This window comes from Pseudomonas sp. JAI111 (assembly GCF_024809425.1).
Taxonomy (GTDB): domain Bacteria; phylum Pseudomonadota; class Gammaproteobacteria; order Pseudomonadales; family Pseudomonadaceae; genus Aquipseudomonas.
The window spans coordinates 540,083-565,105 of record NZ_JANUCB010000002.1 but is presented as its reverse complement, the minus strand read 5'-3'; the positions used below and the strand labels follow the sequence as shown (position 1 = coordinate 565,105).

The following is a 25,023-nucleotide window of genomic DNA, read 5'->3' as shown; positions in this document are numbered from 1 at the left end:
CTTATGTTTAGCGCTGGATGGCAGGTGACAGTGCCGCAATAATAGTCAGGGTGTTTCATCAAGTAAACATTTAACCGGTGTTTTACTTAAATTAGTTGCGGGGATTAGGACGCGAGTTTCAGGTGCAGTTAAAAGTGTGATGCGGTCATCACAGATATTCACAATTGTGCTCTTGAAGAGTGCGTGCAAGAACACCATCGCGCGGGCAGGCGAAGGGCTGATTGAACCTGTTCCACTGGCCTGCGTGCGCGAACGTGTCATCAATACTGCAGTTTTGCTGCGCAATCGCTAGAATGGCCGCCTTTGCGAAGTTCTGGAGTTTTACCCTCATGCGCACTTTTCGGCTGGTGATTGCTTGCCCGGACCGCGTCGGTATCGTTGCTAAAGTCAGTAACTTTCTGGCGTCACATAACGGCTGGATCACGGAAGCGAGCCATCACTCTGACAATCAGAACGGCTGGTTCTTCATGCGTCACGAGATTCGTGCCGATTCGTTGCCTTTCGGTATCGAAGCCTTTCGCGAAGCGTTTGCGCCGATTGCCCAAGAGTTCTCGATGAACTGGCGCATCACCGATACCGCGCAGAAGAAGCGCGTGGTGTTGATGGCCAGCCGTGAATCCCACTGCCTGGCGGACTTGCTGCACCGCTGGCACAGCGATGAACTGGACTGCGAAATCTCCTGCGTCATTTCCAACCATGACGACTTGCGCAGCATGGTCGAGTGGCACGGCATTCCTTATTACCATGTACCGGTCAATCCGCAGGACAAGGAACCGGCCTTCGCCGAAGTCTCGCGCCTGGTCAAACAGCATGACGCTGAAGTGGTGGTACTTGCCCGTTACATGCAAATCCTGCCGCCTGAGTTGTGCCGTGAATATGCGCACAAGGTCATCAATATTCACCACAGCTTCCTGCCGTCGTTCGTTGGGGCCAAGCCGTATCACCAGGCTTCCATGCGTGGCGTGAAGTTGATCGGCGCGACATGCCACTACGTGACCGAAGAGCTGGACGCCGGTCCGATCATCGAGCAGGACGTGGTACGTGTCAGCCACAGTGACAGCATCGAAGACATGGTGCGTTTCGGCCGTGACGTCGAGAAAATGGTGCTGGCGCGCGGTCTGCGTTATCACCTGGAAGACCGGGTTCTGGTACACGGCAACAAAACCGTGGTCTTCTGACCTCCACACAATACGGTTGAAATTCGAAGGGCCTGGGCGTTCAATCGCTTCAGGCCCTTCGCCGTTTCAGCACTGAGGACATGACCATGACCATGGCCGATCCACTCGACAAAGCCACTTCCAAGGCTCCCGCCACATTGGGAGAAGGGTGTTTGAGTCGCTACGACCCGGATGACATGAGCCCCGAAGACGGCACGGAGTTTCCCGGTGCCGCCGAGTTGTGGGAGCAATTGCAACAAGAAGCCGAAGACACGCCTAAGCCTGCTTGAACCTCATCAGCTTTTTCAGCAGCGGTCGGCCCAGCATCAGCAAAAACACCGGGCCACCCACCACCAGATAGAAGTAATAGGTCACCGCACGCCAGATCAAAATGGCCGCCGCCGCGGTGGACTTGCCCACCATCGGCGCCAGCAACGCCGCCGACGTTAATTCCGCCGCACCGGCCCCGCCCGGCAGCAGGCTGAACTGCCCCGCACTCAGCGACAGCATCTGGATCAGAAAGCACCAGGCCCACTGCAAATCCGCGCCGAGTCCGCGTAACGCCAGATACAGCACGCTGTAACGCAGGAGCCAATGCACGCAGGTCAGGGCAAACACTTTGATCAGCGTCTGCCACGGCAACTTCAACGTGTCAGTGAACGCCGCCAGGAAGTGCAGGAGTTTTCGCGCCCAGCGCAGGCGCGTGGTGCCTTTGACATTCAGGCGCACGAGCAACCGCCCGCTCAGTCGAATCAGTGGTCGATGGTAGCGGGCGACCATCAGGCAGCTGAACAGCCCGCCGAACATCGAGATGGCGCTGACGGTCAGCAGCCACTCCAGGCGTTCGCTGAGGTGCTGGAACAGCGCGTAAATCAGAATCGCGCTCAATGCACAGAGGAAAAACAGCAGGTCGCTCAGTTGATCCATGGCGAACACGGCACTGCCCCTTGCCGGCCGCACGCCGTTACGCGCCAGCAGCGCCATGATGGTCAGCGGTCCGCCGCTGCCGCCGGGGGTGGCGCAATAGGCAAACTCCGCGGCCATGACCACGCCCAGGCTTCTGATCTTTGTGACCTTGTCGCATTGATCGCCCAGCAACAAGCGCAAGCGCAGGGTGTTGACCCCCCAACACAGAAAGATCATGCCGAACATGATCAGCAATTCATTCAGCGGAAAGCTTTGCAGGCGCGACCATGTCTGATTGCCGCCGAGCAGCAATGGAATCAGCACTGCGGCAAGCAGGGCGAGAAACAGCAGAATCCCGCGACTCATGCGACGCGACCGATACGATCACTTTGCAACGAGAGCCATTGGGCTTTGGTCATCGGCACCCGCCCCTCATCCAGCAGGCGTTTGAGGGTCTGCAGCCAATAATTACGTGAAAACGGGTGGCGCATGTCCACCGGATGCACGCCGAGTCGAATCACGGGCGCTTGCCGCCATTGCTGCGCGCGTTGGTCGCTGAGAACTTTTGACAAGCCTCGACGCCAGGCGCTGCGCGCACTCCAGACCAGACCGGGAGCATCGATGGCAGTGAAATCCGGCAGGCGATAGAGATGCTGTGGATCGCTGGTGTACTTGAGGGGTAACTGGCGCAGCGCCTGACGAGTGCCTTCGCTCATCAGCCACGCCGGGGCGACAAAGCCTTCCAGCGGCCATTGATAGCGATGGAATACCTCGATTCCCGTGCGCAGACGGGCGAGGGCGGCGGCTTGCGACAGGCTGTAAAACTCGCCTTCGTGGGTGTAAATCCTGCGCATGAACCAATCTCTGGGGTTGCCGGGGGATGGGCCTTCGTCGCAATGAAAGTAGCCGTGCAATGCCAGCTCGTCACCTCGGGCGACTCGGTGGGTGAGCAAGCGCCTGAAGCCTGGATGGGCGTCGAGATTGTTATGCCTGTGAAAGTCGGGCACCACAAGCCAGGTCATCGGCACCTTGCCCAAGGCATCGACGGCTTCGACAAAAGGTTGGTAGTCGGTCCAGGTTTGCGGCGCGACGTCGTGCAGCACAAGTAACAGGCTGGGCGGGTTCATGGATTCAACCATTGGCGGTCAGCGGCCATTGGCTGCCGAGAACTGCGTGATAGTGGCCCAACAGACTGTTGACCACGGTGTCCCAGGCGTAATGCTGTTCGACATGACTGCGGGCACGTTTGCCCAGCGCAGCGCTGCCCTGGCTGAACAGTTCGCGTACTGCGTTGGCCATCGCCAGGGGATTGTTAGGCGTGCACAGCAAGCCGCAGGCGTCGGTAACGATTTCCCGAAAGGCCCCGGCGGCGACCGCAACGACCGGAATACCGCTGGCCATGGCTTCGAGAATCACCAGGCCGAAGGTTTCCTGATCGCCGGCATGCAGCAGCGCATCGGCGCTGGCCATCAAGCGCGCGACTTGCGTGGCCGGGCAGAATTCGTCGACGACGGTCACGTTGTCCGGCACCACGGCGGGCATCGAGGAACCGACCAGAAGCAGGTGATAACGAGGCCCCAGGCGCTTCATGCACGCCAGCAGGACCGGCAGGTTTTTTTCCTTGGAGCCACGGCCGGCGAAGATCAGCAGATGGGTGTCTTCATCGATGCCCAATTCGGCGCGCAGGCCGGGGTCCCTGGCGCCGGGATTGAAGGTCTGCAGGTCGACGCCCAAGGGCTGCACGAACACATTCTTCACGCCCAGGCCGATCAACTTGTCAGCCATGACCTGGCTTGGCGCCAGGACCCGGTCGAAGTTTCCATACAGTTTGCTGACGTAGGCTTCGACATTGGGGGTCACCCAATTGCCCATTCGATTTCTGGCCAGCAACGGCAGGTCCGAGTGGTAGAAACCGATCACCGGCACGTCCAGTTGCCGACGGGCATCCAGAGCGGCCCACGCCGTCAGGTACGGATCGCCGACTTCGATCAGATCGGGCTGCAAGACTTGCAGGACATTTCGCCATGGGGCCAGGCGGAGGGGGAAGCGATAACCCTTGCCGAAGGGCAGGGCCGGAGCCGGAACCTTGTAAACGCCATCCTGTTCACTCAAATGAGCGCCCGGGATCAGCAGACTGTGGCGAATACCCGGCTTGATGCTCAGGCGCCGGTGCTTGGCATCCAGATACGTGCGCACGCCACCGCTGGCCGGGGCGTAGAACATGGTTATGTCCGCGATATGCACAATGAGCATCCCTCCGGTCCGTTGTTCTCCCTTGGTTGACCTTAATGAAGGATAGATGTTCGTTTGGGGTTTTGTGGCGTGGGGACCGGCGAGGTTTTTGCGGTGTATTACAGACCGCTATCGCGGGCAAGCCCGCGATGAGGTCAGTGAGAGCGCGTCAGATACGGAAACTACCCACCAACTGCTTAAGACGCGCCGCCTGCTGCTCCAGGTCCGAACACGCCCGCAAGGTCGCCTGCAGGTTTTCCACGCCTTCCTGGTTCAGCGTGTTGATCTCGGTGATATCGACGTTGATCGACTCCACGACAGCGGTCTGCTCTTCGGTTGCGGTGGCCACCGACTGGTTCATCCCGTCGATCTCGCCAATGCGCTGAGTCACGCTGTTCAGGCGCTCGCCCGCCAGGTTGGCGATTTCCACGCTGTCTTGGCTGTGGCGCTGGCTGTCGCTCATGGTGCTGACCGATTCCCGGGCGCCGACTTGCAGCTCCTCGATCATGGTTTGCACCTGCTGGGCCGATTCCTGCGTGCGGTGGGCGAGGTTGCGCACTTCATCCGCCACCACCGCAAAACCGCGTCCTGCCTCACCGGCACGGGCCGCTTCGATGGCGGCGTTCAACGCCAGCAGGTTGGTTTGCTGGGAAATGCTGGTGATCACTTCGAGAATCTGCCCGATGTTCACGGTCTTGCTGTTCAGCGATTCGATGTTGGTGCTCGAAGCGCTGAGCATGCTCGACAGCTGATTCATCGCTTTGATGCTGCGATCCACCACTTGCTGGCCGTCTTCGGCCAGGCTACGGGCATCGCTGGCCTGGCTGGAAGCCTGGGCGGCGTTGCGGGCGATTTCCTGAGCCGCGGCACCCAGCTCGTTGATGGCGGCGGCCACGCTGCTGGTGCGCGAAGCTTGCTGGTCGGAGTTGAACATCGACGAGTTCGACGCCGCCACCACGCGCAGCGCGACTTCGTTGACCTGGCCGGTGGCCGAGGACACTTCGCGGATCGAGCCGTGAATACGTTCCACAAAACGGTTGAACGCGGTGCCGAGCACGCCGAATTCGTCGTTATTCTGGATTGTCAGGCGCTTGGTCAGATCGCCTTCACCGTCGGCGATGTCTTCCATGGCTCGGGTCATGACGTGCAACGGCTGGATCAGGATGCGAATCAGCATGCTGAGCAAGGCGATGATAATGGCCACGGCAATGACGGTCGCGATAATGGCCGAGGTGCGGAACTCGCTGAGCATGGCAAAGGCTTTGCCCTTGTCCACGGAAAGGCCGATATACCAGTTGACCGAGGACAGCCCCTTGATCGGGGTGAAAGTCACGATGCGGGTTTTGCCGTCGACCTGGATTTCGTTCGTTTGACTGCCGATTGTCGGGGTGTCTTGCGGGTAGGCATCCTTCAAGGTCTTCATCACCAGCGCCTTGTCTGGATGGACCAGAATCTTGCCATCGGCGCTCACGAGGAACGCATAGCCCATGCCGTCGAAGTCCAGTGCGTTGAGGCTGTCGGTGATCACTTGCAGGCTCAGGTCGCCACCGACCACACCAATGTTCTGGCCGTCCTTGAGGACGCTGTTAACGATGGAAATCACCAGCTGGCCGGACGCCAGATCGATGTACGGTTCGGTCAGGGCAGAACCGCTGGCGCTCTGGGCACTCTTGTACCAAGGGCGAGCGCGCGGGTCATAGCCGTCGGGCATCTTGCTGTCCGGGCGGATGATGAACGAGCCATCCTTGTTGCCCAGGTAGGCACCCATAAAGGTCGACGTCACAGCTTTTTGTTCAAGCAGCTTGGAGACGTTGCCCGTTTCGGGGTTCAGCGCAACGGTTTGCGCCATGTTTTCGATCAGCAGGCTGCGACCGGCCAGCCAGGTTTGAATGTTGTTGGCGGTGACTCTGCCCATCTCTTGCAGATAGTTGTCCAGATCCCTGCGGATCGCATTGCGCTGTAAATAGTCGTTGTACAGGGTGAACGAGGCAAAAGCGGCAATAACGATGAGGGCGGCGGCAAGCAAAATTTTGTGGCTGAAGCGCAGGTTTTTGTTCATGGCTTGGGGTTCCGCTAAGGTCTTTATGTCCTGAGCGTGCTTTTATAAAGGCACGCAAACTGGGCAATGTTGAAAAAGCTGATATTTCCGTCCTCTCCTTAGGGAATTACCGACGCTTGTTTCGTATTGGTCTCACAACTATTTGTATCGGCCATGCAGGATCAAAGATTAACCATGGGTGACAAAATGCCTGACTCATCGCAACTCGTTATCGGAGCCGACCTTGCCGGCCAGCCTGTCGCTCAGGCCATGCGCCTGACCAATCGTCACGGTCTGATCGCGGGCGCGACCGGGACCGGTAAAACCGTCACGTTGCAGCGCCTCGCCGAAGCCTTCAGCGATGCGGGCGTGGCAGTGTTTGCGGCAGACATCAAGGGCGACCTGTGTGGCCTGGGGGCTGCCGGCAACCCGCAAGGCAAAATCGCCGAGCGGATCGCCGGGATGCCGTGGCTGAACCATAAGCCGGCGGCCTATCCGGTCACCTTGTGGGACATTCACGGTGAGTCCGGTCATCCATTGCGCACGACCTTGAGCGAAATGGGCCCGCTGCTGATCGGCAGCCTGCTGGAACTGACCGACAGCCAGCAGTCGGCGTTGTACGCGGCTTTCAAGGTCGCGGACCGCGAAGGGCTGTTGCTGCTGGACCTCAAGGATTTGAAGGCGCTGCTCAATCACCTGCGTGACCATCCCGAAATGCTCGGGGACGATGCGGCGTTGATGACCACCGGTTCCAGCCAGGCATTGTTGCGGCGTCTGGCGACGCTGGAACAACAGGGCGCCGAAGCGCTGTTCGGTGAGCCGGCGCTGCAACTGGAAGACATTCTGCAGCCGACGGTCGATGGGCGCGGGCGCATTCACTTGCTGGATGCCAGTCGTCTGGTTCACGAGGCGCCGAAGGTGTATGCGACGTTCCTGCTGTGGTTGCTGGCTGAACTGTTCGAGCAACTGCCCGAGCGCGGCGATGCGGATAAACCGCTGCTGGCGCTGTTTTTCGACGAGGCCCATTTATTGTTCGCTGGCACGCCCAAGGCGTTGCAGGATCGTCTGGAGCAAGTGGTGCGGCTGATTCGTTCGAAAGGGGTGGGCGTGTATTTCGTCACCCAGTCGCCGGGCGATTTGCCGGACGACGTGCTGGCCCAACTTGGCCTGCGTATCCAGCATGGCCTGCGCGCATTCACGGCCAAAGAACAGAAATCCCTGCGGGCGGTGGCCGATGGCTTCAGGCCGAACCCTGCGTTTGACGCCTTGTCGGTGCTGACTGAGCTGGGAATCGGCGAGGCGCTGGTCGGCACGTTGCAGGACAAGGGCACGCCGGAGATGGTCCAGCGTGTATTGGTTGCGCCGCCGCAATCGCGGATCGGGCCGTTGACTGAAACCGAGCGCACGATGCTGATCGCCGGGTCGCCGTTCAAGGGACGGTATGACAAGCCGATCGATCGGGAGTCGGCGTATGAAATATTGATGGGCCGCAAAGGACTGGCGCCGGAGCCCGAGGCCGTGCCGGGCAAACCTGCGCCGGAGGAACCGAGTTTTACTGATAAGGCCGGGGAATTCCTCGGGACGGCAGCGGGGCAGGCGCTGAAATCGGCGATGCGCCAGGCGGCCAATCAATTGGGCCGACAACTGGTACGTGGTTTGATGGGGTCGCTGCTGGGAGGCAGCAAGCGCCGATAAATTTACAGATCGTTCCCACGCTCTGCGTGGGAATGCAGCCAAGGACGCTCCGCGTCCCAAAGCGTGACGCAGAGCGTCACAAGAGGCATTCCCACGCAGAGCGTGGGAACGATCTGTAAGAAAGTATCAGTCCTTGGGTTTGGCGTGCGCCGCCAGTCGTTCCAATGCTGCCCGCAGATTCGGATCGCTGATCCCGTCGGCCGTGGCCTGAATGGTCGCGCCGGCATCGGACGACAAGCTGATGGTATGGCCCGCCGCGCCTTGTTGAACGGTCGGCGGCTGCACCTTGAACAAAATTCGCGTCAGGCTGGCGAACTCATCAAACATCTGTAACTGTCGTTGCAGACGCTTTTGCTGGTAGCGCAGGCGGGTTGCCCAATGGCCGTCGGTGACGATCAGCAATAAACTGCCTTCGCGCCACGACGCCACATGGCAGTGCTCGCGGGCGGCGGGCTGCAATTGGCTTTCGAGCAGACGTTGTAAATGACCCAGGCGTTGAGCGTGGCCGAAGATGGCTTTCAGCGGTTTGGCTTCGCGAAGCAGAACGGCGGGTGCTCTGGCCGTAAGAGGGCGAAATGCCATGATCAGACACCTGAAGTAACAGAGCTGCCATGGTAGCAGAAAGCGCTCCCTGCACCCGACCCATTGCTTTGCGCGCGCTTTACCCATTAAATCAACAAGTAACTTCTGCCGTGAATGGCTTGAAGTTGAGCAAAAAGCCCTTATTTTAAGTGAGCCCCGTCATAGCGCAGTGCATGCATCGTGGAACAACGCCACTTTCCTCACCATCGTTTCCGGGTAGAATGCTCGTTCGCATGCGGCCATGAGGGCTGCACGGGCGACTCACGGGGCCGCCCTCCATCCCTTTAGTGTGGAAGATCCTGCCGATATGTTTGCGCCTTTGTTAAAGAAACTTTTTGGAAGCAAGAACGAGCGTGAAGTCAAACGCATGCTCAAGACGGTGCAACTCGTCAATGCCTTCGAAGAGCAAATGGTAGCCCTTTCGGACGATCAATTGCGTGCCAAGACAGATGAGTTCAAGGCCCGCATCGCCAAAGGGGAAACCCTCGACAAGCTGCTGCCAGAAGCCTTTGCGGTCGCCCGCGAAGCCGGTAAGCGCGTCATGGGTATGCGTCACTTCGATGTCCAGCTGATCGGCGGCATGACCTTGCATGAAGGCATGATCGCGGAAATGCGTACCGGTGAAGGCAAGACCCTGGTGGCAACACTGGGTGTTTACCTCAATGCACTGTCCGGCAAGGGCGTGCACGTTGTGACGGTGAACGACTACCTGGCCCGACGCGACGCCAACTGGATGCGTCCGCTCTACGAATTCCTCGGCATGACGGTCGGCGTGGTTACGCCATTCCAGCCGCCGGAAGAGAAACGCCTGGCTTACGCCGCCGATATCACCTACGGCACCAACAACGAATTCGGGTTTGACTACCTGCGCGACAACATGGCGTTCAGCATGGAAGAAAAATTCCAGCGCGAACTCAATTTTGCCGTGATCGACGAAGTCGACTCCATTCTCATCGACGAAGCCCGTACCCCGCTGATCATTTCCGGTCAGGCCGAGGACAGCTCCAAGCTGTACATCGAGATCAACAAACTGATCCCGCAGCTGGAATTGCACGTCGAAGAAGTGGAAGGCGTCGTCACCAAGGCCGGCCATTACACCGTCGACGAGAAGACCCGTCAGGTCGAACTCAACGAAGCCGGTCACCAGTACGTCGAAGAAATGCTCACCCGTATCGGTCTGCTGGCCGAGGGCGAGAGCCTGTACTCGGCGCACAACCTGGGCCTGCTGACCCACGTTTATGCCGGTCTGCGTGCGCACAAGCTGTTCCATCGCAACATCGAATACATCGTGCAGGACGGTCAGGTTGTCCTGGTCGACGAACACACCGGCCGTACCATGCCGGGTCGCCGTTTGTCCGAAGGCCTGCACCAGGCGATCGAGGCGAAGGAAAACCTGAACATCCAGGCCGAAAGCCAGACCCTGGCGTCGACCACGTTCCAGAACTACTTCCGTCTGTACAACAAGCTGTCCGGCATGACCGGTACCGCCGACACCGAAGCGTTCGAATTCCACCAGATCTACGGTCTGTCGGTGATGGTTATCCCGCCGAACAAGCCGCTGGCGCGTAAAGACTACAACGACCTGGTGTTCCTGACCGCCGAAGAGAAGTACGCGGCGATCATCAATGACATCAAGGAATGCATGACCCTGGGCCGTCCTGTGCTGGTGGGTACTGCAACCATCGAAACGTCCGAGCACATGTCTGCGCTGTTGCAGAAGGAAGGCATCGAACACAAGGTCCTGAACGCCAAGTTCCACGAAAAAGAAGCAGAGATCATTGCTCAGGCCGGTCGTCCGGGCGCATTGACCATCGCCACCAACATGGCCGGTCGTGGTACCGACATCCTGTTGGGCGGTAACTGGGAAGTTGAAGTTGCCTCCCTGGAAGACCCGACCCCTGAGCAGATTGCCCAGATCAAGGCCGACTGGCAGAAACGTCACCAGCAAGTGCTGGAGTCGGGCGGCTTGCAGGTGATCGCTTCCGAGCGTCACGAATCGCGCCGTATCGACAACCAGCTGCGTGGTCGTGCCGGTCGTCAGGGTGACGCCGGTTCCAGCCGTTTCTACCTGTCGCTGGAAGACAGCCTGATGCGCATCTTCGCCTCTGACCGGGTGAAGAACTTCATGAAAGCGTTGGGCATGCAGTCCGGTGAAGCGATCGAGCACCGCATGGTGACCAACGCCATCGAGAAGGCTCAGCGCAAGGTTGAAGGCCGTAACTTCGATATCCGCAAGCAATTGCTCGAGTTCGACGACGTCAACAACGAACAGCGTAAAGTGATCTATCACATGCGTAACAGTTTGTTGGCCGCCGACAACATCGGCGAGACCATTGCCGACTTCCGTCAGGACGTGCTCAACGCAACCGTCAGCGCGCACATTCCACCGCAATCGCTGCCTGAGCAGTGGGATGTGGCCGGTCTGGAAGCCGCGTTGCAGAGCGACTTCGGCGTGGCGTTGCCGATCCAGAAATGGCTCGACGAAGACGATCACCTGTATGAAGAGACCCTGCGCGAGAAGCTGCTGAACGAATTGCTGGCCGCGTACAACGAGAAAGAAGAGCAGGCGAGCGCCGAAGCGCTGCGCACCTTCGAGAAACAAATCGTTCTGCGTGTGCTGGATGACTTGTGGAAAGACCACCTGTCGACCATGGATCACCTGCGTCACGGCATCCACTTGCGTGGTTATGCGCAGAAGAACCCGAAGCAAGAGTACAAGCGCGAGTCGTACACGCTGTTCTCCGAGCTGCTGGATTCGATCAAGCGCGACTCGATCCGTGTGTTGTCGCACGTTCAGGTTCGCCGCGAAGATCCGGAAGCCGAAGAGCAACGCCTGCGTCAGGAAGCCGAAGCACTGGCCGCCCGCATGCAGTTCGAACACGCCGAAGCGCCTGGCCTGGAAGCGCAACCGGAACTGATCGGTGAAGAGGTTGATGTAGCCCTTGCCATCGCCCCGGTCCGCAACGATCAGAAGCTGGGCCGTAACGAACTGTGCTACTGCGGTTCGGGCAAGAAATTCAAGCATTGCCACGGGCAGATCCAGTAAAACCCGTTTCAACCGCTGAAATACCCGCGCCGCGACCGGCATTAGCCGTCGCGGCGTTTTGCCATTCAAACCACCGTTCTTCCTGAAAGCGGTGCTGACATCATTTATTAAGGAGCGCATTCATGGCTGTTGGTCTTGGTCCTTTGCCAACGTTGCACCCGGTTGCCGGTTTTGAACTCGGTATCGCCTCGGCCGGCATCAAGCGCCCGGGGCGCAAGGATGTTGTGGTCATGCGCTGCGCCGAAGGTTCCACGGTCGCGGGCGTGTTCACCCTGAACGCCTTTTGCGCCGCACCGGTGATTCTGGCCAAGCAGCGCGTGCAAGGCCCGGTGCGTTACCTGCTGACCAACACCGGCAACGCCAACGCCGGTACTGGCGAACCTGGTCTGGCTGCCGCCGAGCGCACCTGCGCCAAGCTGGCTGAACTGACTGGCGTCGATGCAAGCCAGGTGCTGCCGTACTCCACCGGTGTCATCGGCGAGCCGCTGCCGGTCGAGAAAATCGAAGGCGCCTTGCAGGCTGCCCTGGATGATCTTTCGGTCAACAACTGGGAAGCGGCCGCCACCGGCATCATGACCACTGACACGTTGCCAAAAGGCGCGAGCCGTCAGTTCCAGCATGACGGCGTGACCATCACCGTCACCGGTATCAGCAAAGGCGCGGGGATGATTCGCCCGAACATGGCGACCATGCTCGGCTACATCGCCACCGACGCCAAAGTCTCCCGTGATGTGCTGCAGAACCTGTTGCTGGATGGCGCCAACAAGTCGTTCAACCGCATCACCATCGACGGCGACACGTCGACCAACGACTGCTGCATGCTGATCGCCACCGGTCAGGCGGCGCTGCCGGAAATCACTTCGTCCAACGGTGAATTGTTCGCCAAGCTCAAGCAGGCTGTGTTTGAAGTGTGCATGGACGTGGCCCAGGCCATCGTTCGCGACGGCGAAGGCGCGACCAAGTTCGTCACCGTTGAAGTCAACGGCGGCGGCAATCATCAAGAGTGCCTGGACGTTGCATACACCGTGGCCCACTCGCCGCTGATCAAGACCGCTCTGTTTGCCTCCGACCCGAACTGGGGCCGCATTCTGGCCGCCGTCGGTCGTGCCGGCGTGCCGAATCTGGACGTGAGCAAGATAGACGTATTCCTCGGCGAAGTGTGCATCGCCAGCCGTGGCGCTCGCGCTGCGACCTACACCGAAGCCCAGGGCGCGGCGGTGATGCAGCAGGAAGAAATCACCATCCGGATCGAGTTGGGTCGCGGCGATTGCAGCGAAACCATCTGGACCACTGACCTGTCCCACGAATACGTGAAGATCAACGCCGAGTACCGTACTTGATCATTCGTTAGACCGCGTCGCTGCCATCGCGAGCAGGCTCGCTCCCACAGGAGATTCTCCAGTGAATACAACATTTGTGTTCGGCAGGATCAAATGTGGGAGCGGGCTTGCCCGCGATGACGGACAGCCAGTCACCACAAGACTGGCCTGCTTCCCTCATTAAAAGGTCCCGAACATGAGCCTCCACCTGATCATCGGCGACAAACTGCACTCCTCCTGGTCCCTTCGCGGCGCGCTGGCCCTTGACCTCACCGGCGCTCCCTACACCGAAGAGCTGATCAAACTGGGCAAACCGGACACTCGCGCACAACTGCTCAAGCACTCGCCGACCGGCAAGGTTCCGTTGTTGAAAACCGAACACGGCACCATCGCTGACTCCCTGGCGATTGCCGAATACCTGGCCGAGCAATTCCCCGACGCCGGCCTCTGGCCCAAAGACACCGCGGCCCGTGCCCAGGCGCGTTCGGCCTGTGCGCAGATGCACGCCGGGTTCTTTGCCATGCGCGGCAACATGCCGTTCGACCTGAGCCACGATGCCCCTTTATCGCCGACGCCCGCTGACGTTCAAGCGGACATCGAGCGCATGCTGGCGTTGTGGGCCGAATGCCGAGCGACGTCGACTGAAACGGGCCCGTTCCTGTTTGGTAGCGCGACCCTGGCAGATGCGTTCTTCGCACCGATTGCCGTGCGTCTGCGCACCTATCAAGTGAAGTTGCCTGTCGTGGACGAGGCCTATGTCGAAACCCTCTACCAATGGCCTGCATTCAAGGCTTGGCAGAAGGCAGGTCTGGAGGAGGTTGGACAGTGAAACGAGTACACGTAGCCGCCGCCGTTATCCGTGACAGTAGTGGCAAGATCCTGATCGCACGCCGCGCCGACACCCAGCACCAGGGCGGTTTGTGGGAATTCCCGGGCGGCAAGGTCGAGGACGACGAATCCGTCGAAACCGCTCTGGCTCGCGAGCTTCATGAAGAGCTGGGCATTGTCGTCAACACCGCGCGACCGTTGATCAAGGTTCGCCACGATTACCCGGACAAGCAGGTGTTGCTGGACGTCTGGGAGGTCTCGGCCTTTACCGGCGACCCCCATGGCGCCGAGGGCCAGCCTCTGGAATGGGTGACCCAGCGCGATCTGCTGAGTTACGAATTCCCGGCGGCCAACCGGCCAATCGTCGCGGCGGCACGCTTGCCCGCCGAATACTTGATTACCCCGGACGACCTGGAAACCCCGGCCTTGCTGCGCGGTATTCAGAAAGCCATCGCCGGCGGTATCAAACTGATCCAGCTGCGTGCGCCTAACGGCTACGACCCGAAATACCGCGATCTGGCCGTGGATGCGGCAGGGCTGTGTGCCGGCAAGGCGCAGTTGATGATCAAAGGGCCGTTTGAATGGTTGGGCGACTTCCCGTCCGCCGGTTGGCACATCACCGCCGCGCAATTGCGCAAATACGCGGCGGCGGGTCGCCCGTTGCCGGCGTCGCGCTGGTTGGCGGCGTCTTGCCACAATGCTGAAGAGTTGGCGCTGGCCGAAGAGATGGGCGTGGACTTTGTGACCCTGTCGCCGGTGCAGCCGACCCAGACGCATCCAGATGCGCAGCCGTTGGGTTGGGAGCAGGCTTCAGCGTTGATCGAGGGTTTCAGCAAGCCGGTGTTCCTGCTCGGCGGCGTTGGCCCGGCCGAACGGCAGAAGGCCTGGGAAGTTGGGGCGCAGGGCGTGGCGGGGATTCGGGCGTTCTGGCCTGATTCTCTGGCGTAGCGACTGGCCCCATCGCGAGCAAGCTCGCTCCCACTTTTGACCGAGTTCTTCCAGAAGGAATGCGATCAAAAGTGGGAGCGAGCTTGCTCGCGATGAGGACCTTACAGACGCCGATTAAATCTCTGGTTTAGCCGCCGGCTGCCACAAAATCTCGGCAATCCCCTGCCGCTTGGCGATTACCCTTGCCATCACAAACAACAAATCCGACAACCGATTGATGTACGCCAGGCCAACCCCGGTCAGCGGTTCAATCGCATTCAGCTGCTGACACCGTCGCTCCGCACTGCGCGCCAGACTTCGGCAGACATGGGCCTGGGCAATCAGCGCCGAGCCGCCCGGCAAAATGAAATTCTCCAGCGGTCCCAACTCTTCGTTCCACACATCGATCGCCGCTTCCAGCCGTTCGATTTCCGCCGTATTCAACGCCTGATAAACCGGCATCGCCAGTTCACCCCCCAGATCGAACAAACGATGCTGGCAAGGCGCCAAGACCTCGATGACTTCGTTCAGCCCCGGATACGTGGCACTTTCATTCGTCAGCCCGGCCAACAGCACGCCCACCTGACTGTTCAGCGTATCGACTTCGCCAATGGCTTCGATCCGCGGATGGTCCTTGGGTACGCGGCGGCCATCGCCCAGCCCGGTTTCGCCTTTGTCACCGGTGCGGGTGTAAATTTTCGACAGGCGAAAGCCCATGGTTACCTCGATAGCTGATTGAGTTCTTGTGAGATCACTGGGGTGCCCGCCAGCGGCAGGCGCAAGGTGAAGCAGGTGCCTTGGCCCGGCGTCGATTGCACCTCCATCTGTCCCTTGTGGTTGTTGGTGATGATGAAATACGAGACCGACAGGCCAAGGCCGGTTCCCTGGCCGATTTCCTTGGTGGTGAAGAACGGCTCGAAGGTGCGTTTGCGCACGCTCTCGCTCATGCCGATGCCGTTGTCTTCGACCTGGATCTCGGCCCACGGCGGATTCAGTTTGGTGCGCAGGATGATCCGCCCGGGTTCGCTGTCGTCTTCACGCTGGTGAATGGCCTGGGCAGCGTTTTTAAGCAGGTTGAGCAGCACCTGCTCCAGTTCGTTGGCGGTGCCGGGCACCGGCCCCAGCGCCGGGTCGAACTGGCGAATGATTGCCTGGCCCTTGAAGTCGAAGCCGATGGCCAGGTCGAAGTCGTTGCCGGCGATTTCCACCGCTTGATCGATCAACGCCGGCAGGTCGCACGGGGCCATTTGCCGGGTGCTGCGGCGACTGAAACTGAGCATGTGGGTGACGATCTTTGCCGCTCGGGCACCGGCCTGTTGAATGCCGTCCAGCAACTGTGGCACTTCCCGCGCTTGCAGGTATTTGTTGACCGTTTCCAGCGGGATACCGATTTGCTCGGCTTGTTCCAGGTTCTTTGGCAGATCAGGCGAAAGGCGTCGGCGGATGTTCTGCACGTTGTGCAGGATCGCGCCCAAGGGGTTGTTGATCTCGTGGGCCATGCCGGCAGCGAGGCCGCCGACCGAGAGCATTTTTTCCGACTGCACCATCATTTCTTCCAGGGACAGGCGCTGGGTGATGTCGTCGATACGAATCACCACGCCGCGCCCCGCACCGCCCATCAGCGGGTAGAACGTCAGGGCGTAATGCTTGGGTTCGTCGTCCTTGAACCAGGTCACGCGCTCGATCTTGGCCACCGTGTGTTGTTCAACGGTTTGCTTGAGTTGCGGCAGAAACGGTTTCAGTGGCTCGAAGGCGAGGAAGATCGGCTGGTTCAACGCTTCGTCCAGGCGCGTGCCGGACAGGGCGCTGGCCTCCTGATTCCACTGGGTCACGTAAAGCTGCTCGTCGAGGGCGATCAAGGCCGACGGCATGGAGTCGATGATGCTATTGAGGTAGTTCTGGAAGCCCGTGAGCTTTTTCTCGATCTTGCTGCGCACCTGGACTTCCAGTTCCAGTTTGCGATTGGTGTGGCGGGTTTCTTCAGCCAGGCCCTGGGCCTGATCGTAAGCTGCCTGGGAGTCATCCCGGGCACGCTTGAGCTGCTGCTCCCGGGCTTCGATGCGCGAAAGCATGGTGTTGAACGCTTCGGCGAGGCTGCCGATTTCGTCGTGGTTGCCGCGAGAGGCGCGCAAGGCGTAGTTCTCTTCGCGGGTCACTTGCCGTGACAACTCTTCAAGTTGATGGATCGGTCGGGTAATCAGGCGTTTGATCTGGCGGGCGATCACCAGCCACAACAGCACACTGAAAATCAGGATGCCGAGACTGGCGGTCAGGGTCCCGGTGTAGAACGCCACCGGCAATTCGCTGCTGGCCACCAACAAAAGGTGGCCCGGCGCGGTGCCGGGGCGGGGCAGGGTAATCACTTGATTGCTGCGAAACTCGGTGGCTTGCCAGGCTTCGATGTGCCGGTAGCGATCCGGCAGGTTCAGCCTGTCGCCATGCTGCAGTTGCGCTAAACGCTCACCCTTGCCGTCATAAAGCGCGGCGGCCCGCAGCGGTGAATAACTGTTGAGCTCGTTGAGCAGGCGTTCGGCATTCTCCGGCGACTTCAAGGCATCGGCCACCAGGCTCGGGTTGGACACCAGTCGGCCAATGGTTTGCAGCGCCTGGGGGGCCATGCTTTCCTGGGAGATGTAGTACGCGGCACTGATAAAGGTCAGATTGGCGACAAGCAGGATGGTGACCAACAACACCAGCAGGGCGGCCAGCAGTTTCTGGCCGACGGGAAGGTTTTCGAGGCGCTGGCGCAATGGCATCAGGTTCATCGCTGAAAAGGAACAAGTGGCCAGCGTAGCCGCTGCTCAGTCGCTGGGCAATCCAAGGCTGCGCAGATGCGCAATCAGTCGCTGTTGCAATTGATTGAGGTGGGGCAGGTTCAACTGGTGCCGCGCCGCCACTTTGCAGACATAGCCCAACAGGTAGCTGATTTCGGTCCGTCGCTGATTGGCGACGTCCTGGTGCATCGAGGAGTAATTGGCCGCCGTGGCGTGGATTACTCGTTCAACTTCCTGTTGAAGGTCTTGCGCCGCGGCGGGCTGACCGCAACGCTCCAGCAAATCAGTCAGCTCGCTGCACAGGGTGGCGACTTCGCAGTGATGCTCCTGTAAACCACCATTGCGGCAGTCGTGCAGCACCGTCAGGGGATTGATCGCACAGTTGAGCGCCAGCTTTCGCCACAGCCGGGTCAGGATGTCGGTGCTCCACTCATGGGGAATGCCGGCGGCGGTCAGGTCATCCAGCCAGATTGGCGCCACCGGATGGCCGGCATCGCCCAGCCAGGTGTAACCATGACCGGCGAACACTACACGCCAATCGCCGTCGCGAAACGCGCCTTCGGTACTCGATGCGAACACGCAGCGCGCCTGCGGGACCTGCGCGGCAACCGCGTCCTGGCTGCCGAGGCCGTTTTGCAACAGGATCAACTCGGCATCAGGCGTCAGGCGCGGCGCCAGTTGGGCGATGGCGCTCTCGGCGTCGTAAGCTTTACAGGCCACCAGCAAGCGGCTGATCGGTTCCTCGCTGTGCGCAGTTTCACCGGGGATTTCATAGGTGTGGGCTTCGCCATGCTCAACCAGCGTCAACCCGCCGGCGGCCTGATAGGCCTGCAATCGCTGCTCGTCGCGCACAATCAATCTGACCGGCACCCCGGCCCGGGCCAGGCGCGTGGCCCACAAGGTACCGAGACTGCCGGCGCCCAGAACATGCCAAGTGGTAGACATCAGCTTTTTGCTCGGTTTGGCGCAGGCATGTGAGGCTCACAGTATCGGTTGGAAAAGACCCGTTATAATGAGCCCGATTTTAACCGCAAGCCAAGCGCGCGCCATCGCTATCGAGCGCGCCTTTTTACTGGAGAGATTACATGCCGTCGTTCGACGTGGTATCCGAACTGGACAAACACGAAGTCACCAACGCGGTCGAGAACGCCGTCAAGGAACTCGATCGTCGTTATGACCTGAAAGGCAAAGGCACCTTCGAGTTCAAGGAAAAGGAGCTGACCGTCAACCTGACCGCTGAAGCGGACTTCCAGCTCGAGGCAATGATCGAGATCCTCAAGCTGGCCCTGGTCAAGCGCAAGATCGATGTGCAGTGCCTTGAAGTCAAAGACGCTTATGCGTCGGGCAAGCTGATGAAGCAGGAAGCGGTCCTCAAGGAAGGCATCGACAAAGAGCTGGCGAAGAAAATCGTCGCTCACGTCAAGGACGCCAAGCTCAAGGTTCAGGCGGCCATTCAGGGTGAGCAAGTGCGTATCACCGGCAAGAAACGTGACGATTTGCAGGAAGCCATCGCGGCCCTGCGCGCCAAAACCTTCGACATGCCGCTCCAGTTCAACAACTTCCGCGACTGACTTATCAATGCGGGAACCCTGTGGGAGCGAGCCTGCTCGCGAAAGCGGTGTGTCATTCAGTAGTGATGTCGACTGATCTGCCCTCTTCGCGAGCAGGCTCGCTCCCACCCGGATCGTGCTTAACCCAGGAGAAAGAAGATGGATTTGAATACTGAAGTGGACAACCTGGTCAAGGCATCCCAAGCCTGGATTCCGATGATCATGGAATACGGCAGCCGCGTGTTGCTGGCGGTTATCACCCTGGCCATCGGCTGGTGGTTGATCAACAAAGTGGCGCAAAAGCTCGGTGGCCTGCTGGCACTGCGTAACGCCGATCTCGCGCTGCAGGGTTTCATCAGCAGCCTGGCGAACATCATTCTCAAGGTGTTACTGATTGTCAGTGTGGCGTCGATGATCGGCGTCGAAACCACGTCGTTCGTTGCGGCCATCGGTGCGGCGGGTCTGGCCATCGGTCTGGCTTTGCAGGGCAGCCTGGCAAACTTCGCCGGCGGTGTGCTGATTCTGCTGTTCCGTCCGTTTCGTATTGGTGACTGGATTGAAGCCCAAGGCGTTGCCGGTACGGTCGACAGTATCCAGATCTTCCACACCGTATTGCGCACTGGCGACAACAAAACCATCATCGTGCCGAACGGCAACTTGTCGAACGGTATCATTACCAACACAAATCGCCAGCCGACTCGCAAAGTTGTGTTTGATGTAGGCGTGGACTACGAAGCGGACTTGCAGAAGGCCCGTGAAGTGTTACTGGAACTGGCCAACGATCCACGTGTACTGACCGACCCGGCTCCACAAGCAGTCATTTCTACCTTGGGTGACAGTTCGATTACTGTTTCTCTGCGCGTATGGGTGAAGACAGCGGATTATTGGGATGTGATGTTCATGTTCAACGAACAGTCCCGGGATCGTTTGAAAACAGCGGGTATCGATATTCCGTTTCCACAGCGGGTGATTCGTGTGGTACAGGAATCTGCAGTGCAGTGATTGTTTTTTGATCAGCGCCTGACTCTTTGGTCAGGCATGTTTCTCACGGATTTGATCGTTTGACACATTGTTTGTAGCCAATGAAAAAGGCCCATCCGAAGATGGGCCTTTTTTATGCTTACTAACTAACCAACTGCGATTACAAGATCGACAGTGGGTAGTCAACGATCAGGCGGAACTCGTCGATGCTGCCTTCGCCTTCGTCAGCATTGGCGCGGTGCCATGCTTGACGGATACGGAAGGACAGGTCTTTCGCTGGACCTGTTTGAACGACGTATTTGGCTTCCAGGTTGGTTTCGTGGTGTTTGCCATCGGCACCGTACAGGCCAGCGTAAGCGCTACCTGCTGGAGTGTTGGTACCGTCGATGTCCCAACCTTTCACGTAACGGGTCATGAAGCTCAGACCAGGTACGCCGTATTCGGCCATTTTCAGGTCGTAACGGGCTTGTACCGACTTCTCGCCAGGGGCGTTGAAGTCAGAGTACTGGATGGAGTTGGCGAGGAAAATCGAGTCGCCACCGCGGTTGTTTTTACCCACACCGATGTAGTCGAACGGGGTATCGCCGTTCACTTTCTGGAAGCCCAGGGTGAAGGTGTGCGCTTTCAGGAACGAGAAAGCAGCAGCGAGCGAGTAGGCGGTGTTGTTGATTTCGCCTGCTTTGGCGTTACCAGTGTCACGGGTGTTGTAGATGTTACCGTCGAAGTTGATCGACTGGTCGCCGCCCAGTGCGAGGGTGTAGTTCGCGTTGGCGTAGTACTGGTTCCAGATGTCCTCAAGCTTGGCGCCGTACAGCGACACGCTCAGGTCTGGGGTGATGCCGTACTTGCCACCGAAGTAGTCGATGGAGTTGGCTTGCACGCCAGCGTAAGTAGCCCACAGGTCGCCATCACGGGCGTTGCGGTCCTGGCTGGTTGCCGAGTAGAAGTGACCGCCTTCGAGGTCGAGATCTTTGACTTCGCTGCTCTGCAGTTGGATACCGCTGGCAGTTTGGTGAAGGATGCGGGAACCGCCTACAGCGAACACCGGAGAGGTGCTTGGCTGCATGTCGCCGATTTTGAGTTCGGTCTTGGAGATGCGGAACTTGGCGGCAGCGCCGGCTTTGCCCTGGCTGTTTTCGACTTCGCCATCAGAGCCCACGGGCATGTTGCCGGTACCCGAATATTTGTCGGAGCCGTCGAGCTTAATGGCCAGTTGTCCCCAAGCTTCAACGCCGACACCGATCAGACCTTGAGTGTAACCCGAGCTGTACATGCCCTGGATGCCCTGGGTCCAGTCTTTGTCGTCGACTGCGCCGTCTTTCTTGTTGCGATTGTAGTAGTAGTTGCGAACCAGCAAGTCGAGTTTGCTGTCTTCAACAAAACCTTTGGCTTCTGCCTGGTCGCTTACGAAAGGTGCGGCTACTGCCAACTGAGTACTGGCTGCTGCTGCAACTGCCAGTGCAATCATGCTCCACTTCATCACGCGCATCGTGATTTGCTCCTTTGGTTTTAGAAGAGTACTGCCGTCCCACCTGATTTATTATCTGGGCGGCTCTTTCTTTTTGTGTCGGCGCAAACTTATATCACGCCGACCATGTTGGCGATAGTTGCGTATCTAACCTTTCAGCTTCTTTACGACCCTGTCGTAAACAGCTTGGTAGATGTCGCAAATTTACAGCCTCGATGCAAGCGGAATGGCAACTTCAGCGTTGTTTTCCAAGACTTGGACATCGGTAAAAAGAGTCCCTGGTGAAACGTTTGAATCTCCATCGGGCAACCCTGCCGCTGTTTTTATTTGCCTTGAGGCTTCCACTTCCAGCGGAGGCAACCAAGGCGATATGGGTGTGAATGCAACAAGCGTGCACAAATCAGAATTCTGTCGCTATTTTTTTCTGAAGGCCTGCTTGATGCGGTAAAAACCTCATGAAACCGGGGGGTTCAAGCACCTGTTGGTCAAGCTTGACGCCTCGGTTTGCATCGTGTTGCACCCTCCCGTTCAACGGCGTGACAACCAAAAATGTTACCGGTTCACCCCACCAGTGAGTAATTGGCGGATGCCTGACGCACTCAGCGTAGACGCACTGTACGATTTTGGTGCAAAAAATTTCAATCGCTGTACCGAATTCATACAGTGGGGGTGCTGCTCGTCTGGAAACTCTTCATTGTTTATCAGTCATTTCCGCGCTGATTCTGACGTAACAGGTGCTGTGATGGTGCGTCGTGTTAGAAAATGTCTCACGACAGGGCGTTCGCATGCCGAATGTCGTTTCAGTGGCCTGACGTTGGCAGTGGTTGGTCGTGAAGCAGGCCGCTTTCACAGGTATGCTGGCGTCCTGTCGCTTGGTGCGCAGCCTCTCTGGAGGCGGACTAAGCTGAAAAATGATGACCAGGCGGGAGTGCGCGCGGTGTTCGCTTTAGATCCACGACTTCAACAAGACACACTACCGATCGGGGATTTCCCGCTTTGCCGGTTGCTGTTATCCAATGATTCCAATTACCCCTGGTTCATTCTGGTGCCGCGTCGCGACGATATCAGTGAGATATTTCAGTTGGATGTCGCCGATCAGCAGCGGTTGTGGCAGGAAACGACGGCGCTGGCGGAACTGCTCAAGGATGGGTTCGACGCCGATAAGTTGAATGTCGCAGCCCTGGGCAATGTGGTCAGTCAGTTGCACATGCATGTAATTGTGCGCAAGCGAGAAGATGCCGCCTGGCCCGCGCCGGTATGGGGTAAACACCCATCGATGCCTTACAGCGCAGAGCAGATCGCGACGATTCGCGAGCGGTTGCGTCTGCTGTTAACCGAAGATTTCACGTTTCTGGAGGGTTGAATCATGAGCCTGGAAGAGCGCGTTACCGATCTGGAGAGCCAACTGGCCTTTCAGGACGATACCATCCAGTCATTGAGTGATGTGCTGGCGACGCAGCAGCGCGCCGTTGAGCGCCTGCAACTGCAGATGGCCGCACTGCTCAAGCGTCAGGAGGAGATGGCTGGCCAGTTCGCAACCTTTGAAGAAGAAACTCCGCCGCCGCATTATTGAAACCGCAGGCAATAAAAAACCGCGAGCAGCTCGGCTGTTCGCGGTTTTTTTTGGCCCTGGAATCAGCGGCGCGGCAGTGCGGCGATCACATCTTCGGCTTGCAGACCTTTGTCACGATTCATCACGGAAAACTCCACGCGCTGGCCTTCGACCAGAACACGGTGACCTTCGCCACGAATCGCCCGGAAATGCACGAAAATATCATCGCCGGAGTCACGGGAAATAAAGCCGAAGCCTTTAGAGGTGTTGAACCACTTGACGGTGCCGGTATCGCGGTTGCTCATGTCATAGCTTGGCGAGGCGGCGGCCGGTGAAGATTTGTAGAAACTGATGGCCAGGTGCAGGAGAACGGCGATCAGGGCGGCCAGCAGGCTGAACAGAACGGCAGGTTGACCGGCGATGTCCGGCATTTTCGCGATCAGCGAAACGGTTTGCAGGACGACGGCCAGGACCAGCAGGGCGCTGACCAGGTTTTGCAGTTGATGACGTGGGCCTTTGTTCCAGTAAGGAATCACGGGAGCAAGGGTGAGGTTGAGCAGGCCGAAAAAGGCCAGGTACAGCGCAGCGGGTTGTTGCAGGTAAGGAGCAGCTTCGGGTTGCAGGCTGGGTATGAAGGACAACAGCAAAGCTGCTGCGCCCGTTAGCAGGTGAACGATTTTCAACATTTTGATTAACTCACGTTAAGACGGATCACAAGGAAGAGCTGATGGAGCACGGTTCGCTTCAGAACAATAAGAGGCGTTGGACACGTACCCGGTACCAGCCTATGCGCAACCCCCGGAAAATAGGCGGTAGCGACACACTGCCTATTTAACAGCAAAGGCTGCAGCTACTCAAATCAGGCGGTCCGGCGGTGCTCTATAGGGGGATGTAACTGAGGCTGTGAAGACCGCGGGGTAGTTGCAGGCTTTCCGGGTGGTTCTGCCGCTGCGATGTGTGGGTGAAGAAAATCGTCAATCCTGTTCGCGTGTTGCCTGGCACTTCGCAAAATCTGTTTTGCCTCCCTCAAAATTCGCCTGACCGTGTAGGAAAACGGCCGGCCTAGGACGGTCTCCATGATCGCTCTTCACCTGTTGGCTTATCCTACGTCGATGGTCATAAAGTCATCTGGATATCCCTTTGCGCCTGCGCTTTTATAAGGCGACCGACAGTGCTCTTACAGAAGGCAACGATGGCAAAGGAGTGTCAACGATATGGTGTACGAAGACAGGCTAGGCGAAGGGAAGGGAGGCCCGATCAAGGAAATAAGGGTTGATCCGTTTGTCAGCGAATTTGATATGGGGCTGGCCCAGCCGTTATCTCGCTCGGTGCGCTTGAATGGTTTTGCCACCTGTTTGCGGCTTGAACAGGTGTACTGGGATATTTTGGGTGACATGGCCAAGGTCAATAGCTGCTCGGTCAGTGCGTTGTTGTCGCATGTAGACCGCGAGGTGCACCTGCGTCACGGTGGCGTCAGGAACTTCACCGGGCTGGTGCGGGTTATCTGTGTGGTGCGCAGCCTGAAGGAGGGTGGCTGCGTCGCAATGCCCTAGCCACTGCGGTGGATCGGGCAGAGTGTCGGTCTGTGCAGTCTTACGGCTGCACAGGCTGCATTTAATGGATATAATCCCGCGCTTTGCCGCAAAACCCAGCGTGCGCGGTAGCAACCTGATCGCCGAGACAACCCCCATGCCGATGTACGACTATCAATGTGCTTCCTGTGGTCATCAGTTGGAAGCCATTCAAAAGATCAGCGCAGCACCGCTGGTCGACTGCCCTGCCTGCCAGGCGCCAGAGCTTAAAAAGATGCTGTCCATGCCGGGCTTCCGCCTTAGCGGCACCGGTTGGTACGAAACCGATTTCAAGACCGGTTCGAAGAAGAACCTGGCCGGCGGCGACAAAGCTGACTAGGGTCTAGGGCCTGAGTTGAACGACACGTGCGAGTTCCTGGCAAATCGGGCGCCTTAT

23 protein-coding genes and 1 pseudogene are annotated in these 25,023 nt (G+C 58.7%); 13 read left to right on the top strand and 11 right to left on the bottom strand.

Going from position 1 to position 25,023, the window contains the following annotated elements:
- The first annotated feature begins 329 nt into the window (after positions 1-329).
- Positions 330-1,178 carry a formyltetrahydrofolate deformylase gene (gene purU / locus HNR03_RS10290; protein ID WP_259153240.1) on the top strand — a complete coding sequence of 283 codons (849 nt, stop codon included), beginning with the start codon at positions 330-332 and terminating at the stop codon, positions 1,176-1,178.
- Positions 1,179-1,264: 86 nt separating this feature from the next.
- On the top strand, positions 1,265-1,447 hold the full coding sequence (locus HNR03_RS10285) for a hypothetical protein (RefSeq protein ID WP_222590503.1): 183 nt from the start codon (positions 1,265-1,267) through the stop codon (positions 1,445-1,447).
- Here HNR03_RS10285 and HNR03_RS10280 read toward each other — a convergent pair.
- From HNR03_RS10280 to HNR03_RS31905, 5 genes and pseudogenes are all read right to left on the bottom strand, one after another.
- The gene (locus HNR03_RS10280; RefSeq protein WP_259153239.1) at positions 1,434-2,429 is read right to left on the bottom strand and encodes a lysylphosphatidylglycerol synthase transmembrane domain-containing protein; all 996 of its coding nucleotides are present in this window, start codon (positions 2,427-2,429) and stop codon (positions 1,434-1,436) included. The genes HNR03_RS10285 and HNR03_RS10280 overlap by 14 nt on opposite strands.
- On the bottom strand, positions 2,426-3,202 hold the full coding sequence (locus HNR03_RS10275; protein WP_259153238.1) for a DUF2334 domain-containing protein: 777 nt from the start codon (positions 3,200-3,202) through the stop codon (positions 2,426-2,428). The genes HNR03_RS10280 and HNR03_RS10275 overlap by 4 nt, the downstream gene beginning before the upstream one ends.
- On the bottom strand, positions 3,195-4,316 hold the full coding sequence (locus HNR03_RS10270) for a glycosyltransferase family 1 protein (protein WP_259153237.1): 1,122 nt from the start codon (positions 4,314-4,316) through the stop codon (positions 3,195-3,197). Before HNR03_RS10270 ends, HNR03_RS10275 begins: the two co-directional genes overlap by 8 nt.
- 148 nt (positions 4,317-4,464) lie before the next feature.
- Positions 4,465-5,229 carry a methyl-accepting chemotaxis protein gene (locus HNR03_RS31910; RefSeq protein ID WP_405046053.1) on the bottom strand — a complete coding sequence of 255 codons (765 nt, stop codon included), beginning with the start codon at positions 5,227-5,229 and terminating at the stop codon, positions 4,465-4,467.
- A 93-nt stretch (positions 5,230-5,322) separates the two neighbouring features.
- Positions 5,323-6,354 (bottom strand): annotated as a pseudogene (locus HNR03_RS31905) (cache domain-containing protein); the annotation flags it as partial.
- Positions 6,355-6,540: 186 nt separating this feature from the next.
- Here HNR03_RS31905 and HNR03_RS10260 point away from each other — a divergent pair.
- A complete protein-coding gene (locus HNR03_RS10260) occupies positions 6,541-8,028 on the top strand; it encodes a DUF853 domain-containing protein (RefSeq protein WP_259153234.1) in 1,488 nt (495 codons plus the stop codon).
- A gap of 126 nt (positions 8,029-8,154) precedes the next feature.
- Here HNR03_RS10260 and HNR03_RS10255 read toward each other — a convergent pair whose 3' ends face one another.
- Entirely contained in the window at positions 8,155-8,610 is a 456-nt protein-coding gene (locus tag HNR03_RS10255) for a DUF721 domain-containing protein (RefSeq protein WP_150639435.1), read from the bottom strand.
- Positions 8,611-8,917: 307 nt separating this feature from the next.
- Here HNR03_RS10255 and secA point away from each other — a divergent pair, with 307 nt between their 5' ends.
- The 4 genes from secA (at position 8,918) to HNR03_RS10235 (ending at position 14,751) form a co-directional block, all read left to right on the top strand.
- Positions 8,918-11,656 carry a preprotein translocase subunit SecA gene (gene secA, locus HNR03_RS10250; protein ID WP_259153233.1) on the top strand — a complete coding sequence of 913 codons (2,739 nt, stop codon included), beginning with the start codon at positions 8,918-8,920 and terminating at the stop codon, positions 11,654-11,656.
- 122 nt (positions 11,657-11,778) lie between these two features.
- A complete protein-coding gene (gene argJ, locus HNR03_RS10245; protein ID WP_259153232.1) occupies positions 11,779-12,996 on the top strand; it encodes a bifunctional glutamate N-acetyltransferase/amino-acid acetyltransferase ArgJ in 1,218 nt (405 codons plus the stop codon).
- Between the two features lie 175 nt (positions 12,997-13,171).
- Positions 13,172-13,804, top strand: a complete 633-nt coding sequence (locus HNR03_RS10240) for a glutathione S-transferase family protein (protein ID WP_259153231.1) — start codon at positions 13,172-13,174, stop codon at positions 13,802-13,804.
- Entirely contained in the window at positions 13,801-14,751 is a 951-nt protein-coding gene (locus HNR03_RS10235) for a Nudix family hydrolase (protein ID WP_259153230.1), read from the top strand. The genes HNR03_RS10240 and HNR03_RS10235 overlap by 4 nt, the downstream gene beginning before the upstream one ends.
- Positions 14,752-14,865: 114 nt before the next feature.
- Here HNR03_RS10235 and HNR03_RS10230 read toward each other — a convergent pair whose 3' ends face one another.
- The 3 genes from HNR03_RS10230 to HNR03_RS10220 are packed head-to-tail and all read right to left on the bottom strand — an operon-like array spanning position 14,866 to position 18,449.
- Positions 14,866-15,447, bottom strand: coding sequence for a cob(I)yrinic acid a,c-diamide adenosyltransferase (locus HNR03_RS10230; RefSeq protein ID WP_259153229.1), 582 nt, complete (start codon positions 15,445-15,447; stop codon positions 14,866-14,868).
- A gap of 2 nt (positions 15,448-15,449) precedes the next feature.
- Positions 15,450-17,486, bottom strand: a complete 2,037-nt coding sequence (locus HNR03_RS10225; protein WP_222588179.1) for a HAMP domain-containing sensor histidine kinase — start codon at positions 17,484-17,486, stop codon at positions 15,450-15,452.
- Positions 17,487-17,531: 45 nt separating this feature from the next.
- Positions 17,532-18,449, bottom strand: coding sequence for a putative 2-dehydropantoate 2-reductase (locus tag HNR03_RS10220; RefSeq protein ID WP_259153228.1), 918 nt, complete (start codon positions 18,447-18,449; stop codon positions 17,532-17,534).
- A 140-nt stretch (positions 18,450-18,589) separates the two neighbouring features.
- On the opposite strand from HNR03_RS10220, the gene HNR03_RS10215 reads away from it, so the two are divergent.
- Positions 18,590-19,075: a YajQ family cyclic di-GMP-binding protein gene (locus tag HNR03_RS10215; RefSeq protein ID WP_008029244.1), complete on the top strand. Its 486-nt coding sequence runs from the start codon at positions 18,590-18,592 to the stop codon at positions 19,073-19,075.
- A gap of 138 nt (positions 19,076-19,213) precedes the next feature.
- The gene (locus tag HNR03_RS10210) at positions 19,214-20,056 is read left to right on the top strand and encodes a mechanosensitive ion channel family protein (protein ID WP_090187452.1); all 843 of its coding nucleotides are present in this window, start codon (positions 19,214-19,216) and stop codon (positions 20,054-20,056) included.
- A 139-nt stretch (positions 20,057-20,195) separates the two neighbouring features.
- Here the strand turns inward: HNR03_RS10210 and HNR03_RS10205 are convergent, their stop codons facing one another.
- A complete protein-coding gene (locus HNR03_RS10205; protein ID WP_259153227.1) occupies positions 20,196-21,524 on the bottom strand; it encodes an OprD family porin in 1,329 nt (442 codons plus the stop codon).
- A 916-nt stretch (positions 21,525-22,440) separates the two neighbouring features.
- Between HNR03_RS10205 and HNR03_RS10200 the strand changes: the two genes are divergently transcribed.
- Both HNR03_RS10200 and HNR03_RS10195 read left to right on the top strand, forming a co-directional pair.
- A complete protein-coding gene (locus HNR03_RS10200; protein WP_259153443.1) occupies positions 22,441-22,866 on the top strand; it encodes an HIT domain-containing protein in 426 nt (141 codons plus the stop codon).
- A 3-nt stretch (positions 22,867-22,869) separates the two neighbouring features.
- Complete coding sequence (locus HNR03_RS10195; RefSeq protein ID WP_222588176.1) at positions 22,870-23,076, top strand: SlyX family protein; 207 nt, start codon at positions 22,870-22,872, stop codon at positions 23,074-23,076.
- Between the two features lie 62 nt (positions 23,077-23,138).
- Here the strand turns inward: HNR03_RS10195 and HNR03_RS31740 are convergent, their stop codons facing one another.
- Complete coding sequence (locus tag HNR03_RS31740; RefSeq protein ID WP_090187443.1) at positions 23,139-23,741, bottom strand: cold-shock protein; 603 nt, start codon at positions 23,739-23,741, stop codon at positions 23,139-23,141.
- Between the two features lie 528 nt (positions 23,742-24,269).
- Here HNR03_RS31740 and HNR03_RS10185 point away from each other — a divergent pair.
- Both HNR03_RS10185 and HNR03_RS10180 read left to right on the top strand, forming a co-directional pair.
- Positions 24,270-24,608 (top strand): ribbon-helix-helix domain-containing protein, encoded by a 339-nt coding sequence (locus HNR03_RS10185; protein ID WP_259153226.1) that lies wholly within the window; start codon positions 24,270-24,272, stop codon positions 24,606-24,608.
- A gap of 136 nt (positions 24,609-24,744) precedes the next feature.
- Entirely contained in the window at positions 24,745-24,966 is a 222-nt protein-coding gene (locus HNR03_RS10180) for an FmdB family zinc ribbon protein (RefSeq protein WP_010457489.1), read from the top strand.
- Positions 24,967-25,023: the final 57 nt, after the last annotated feature.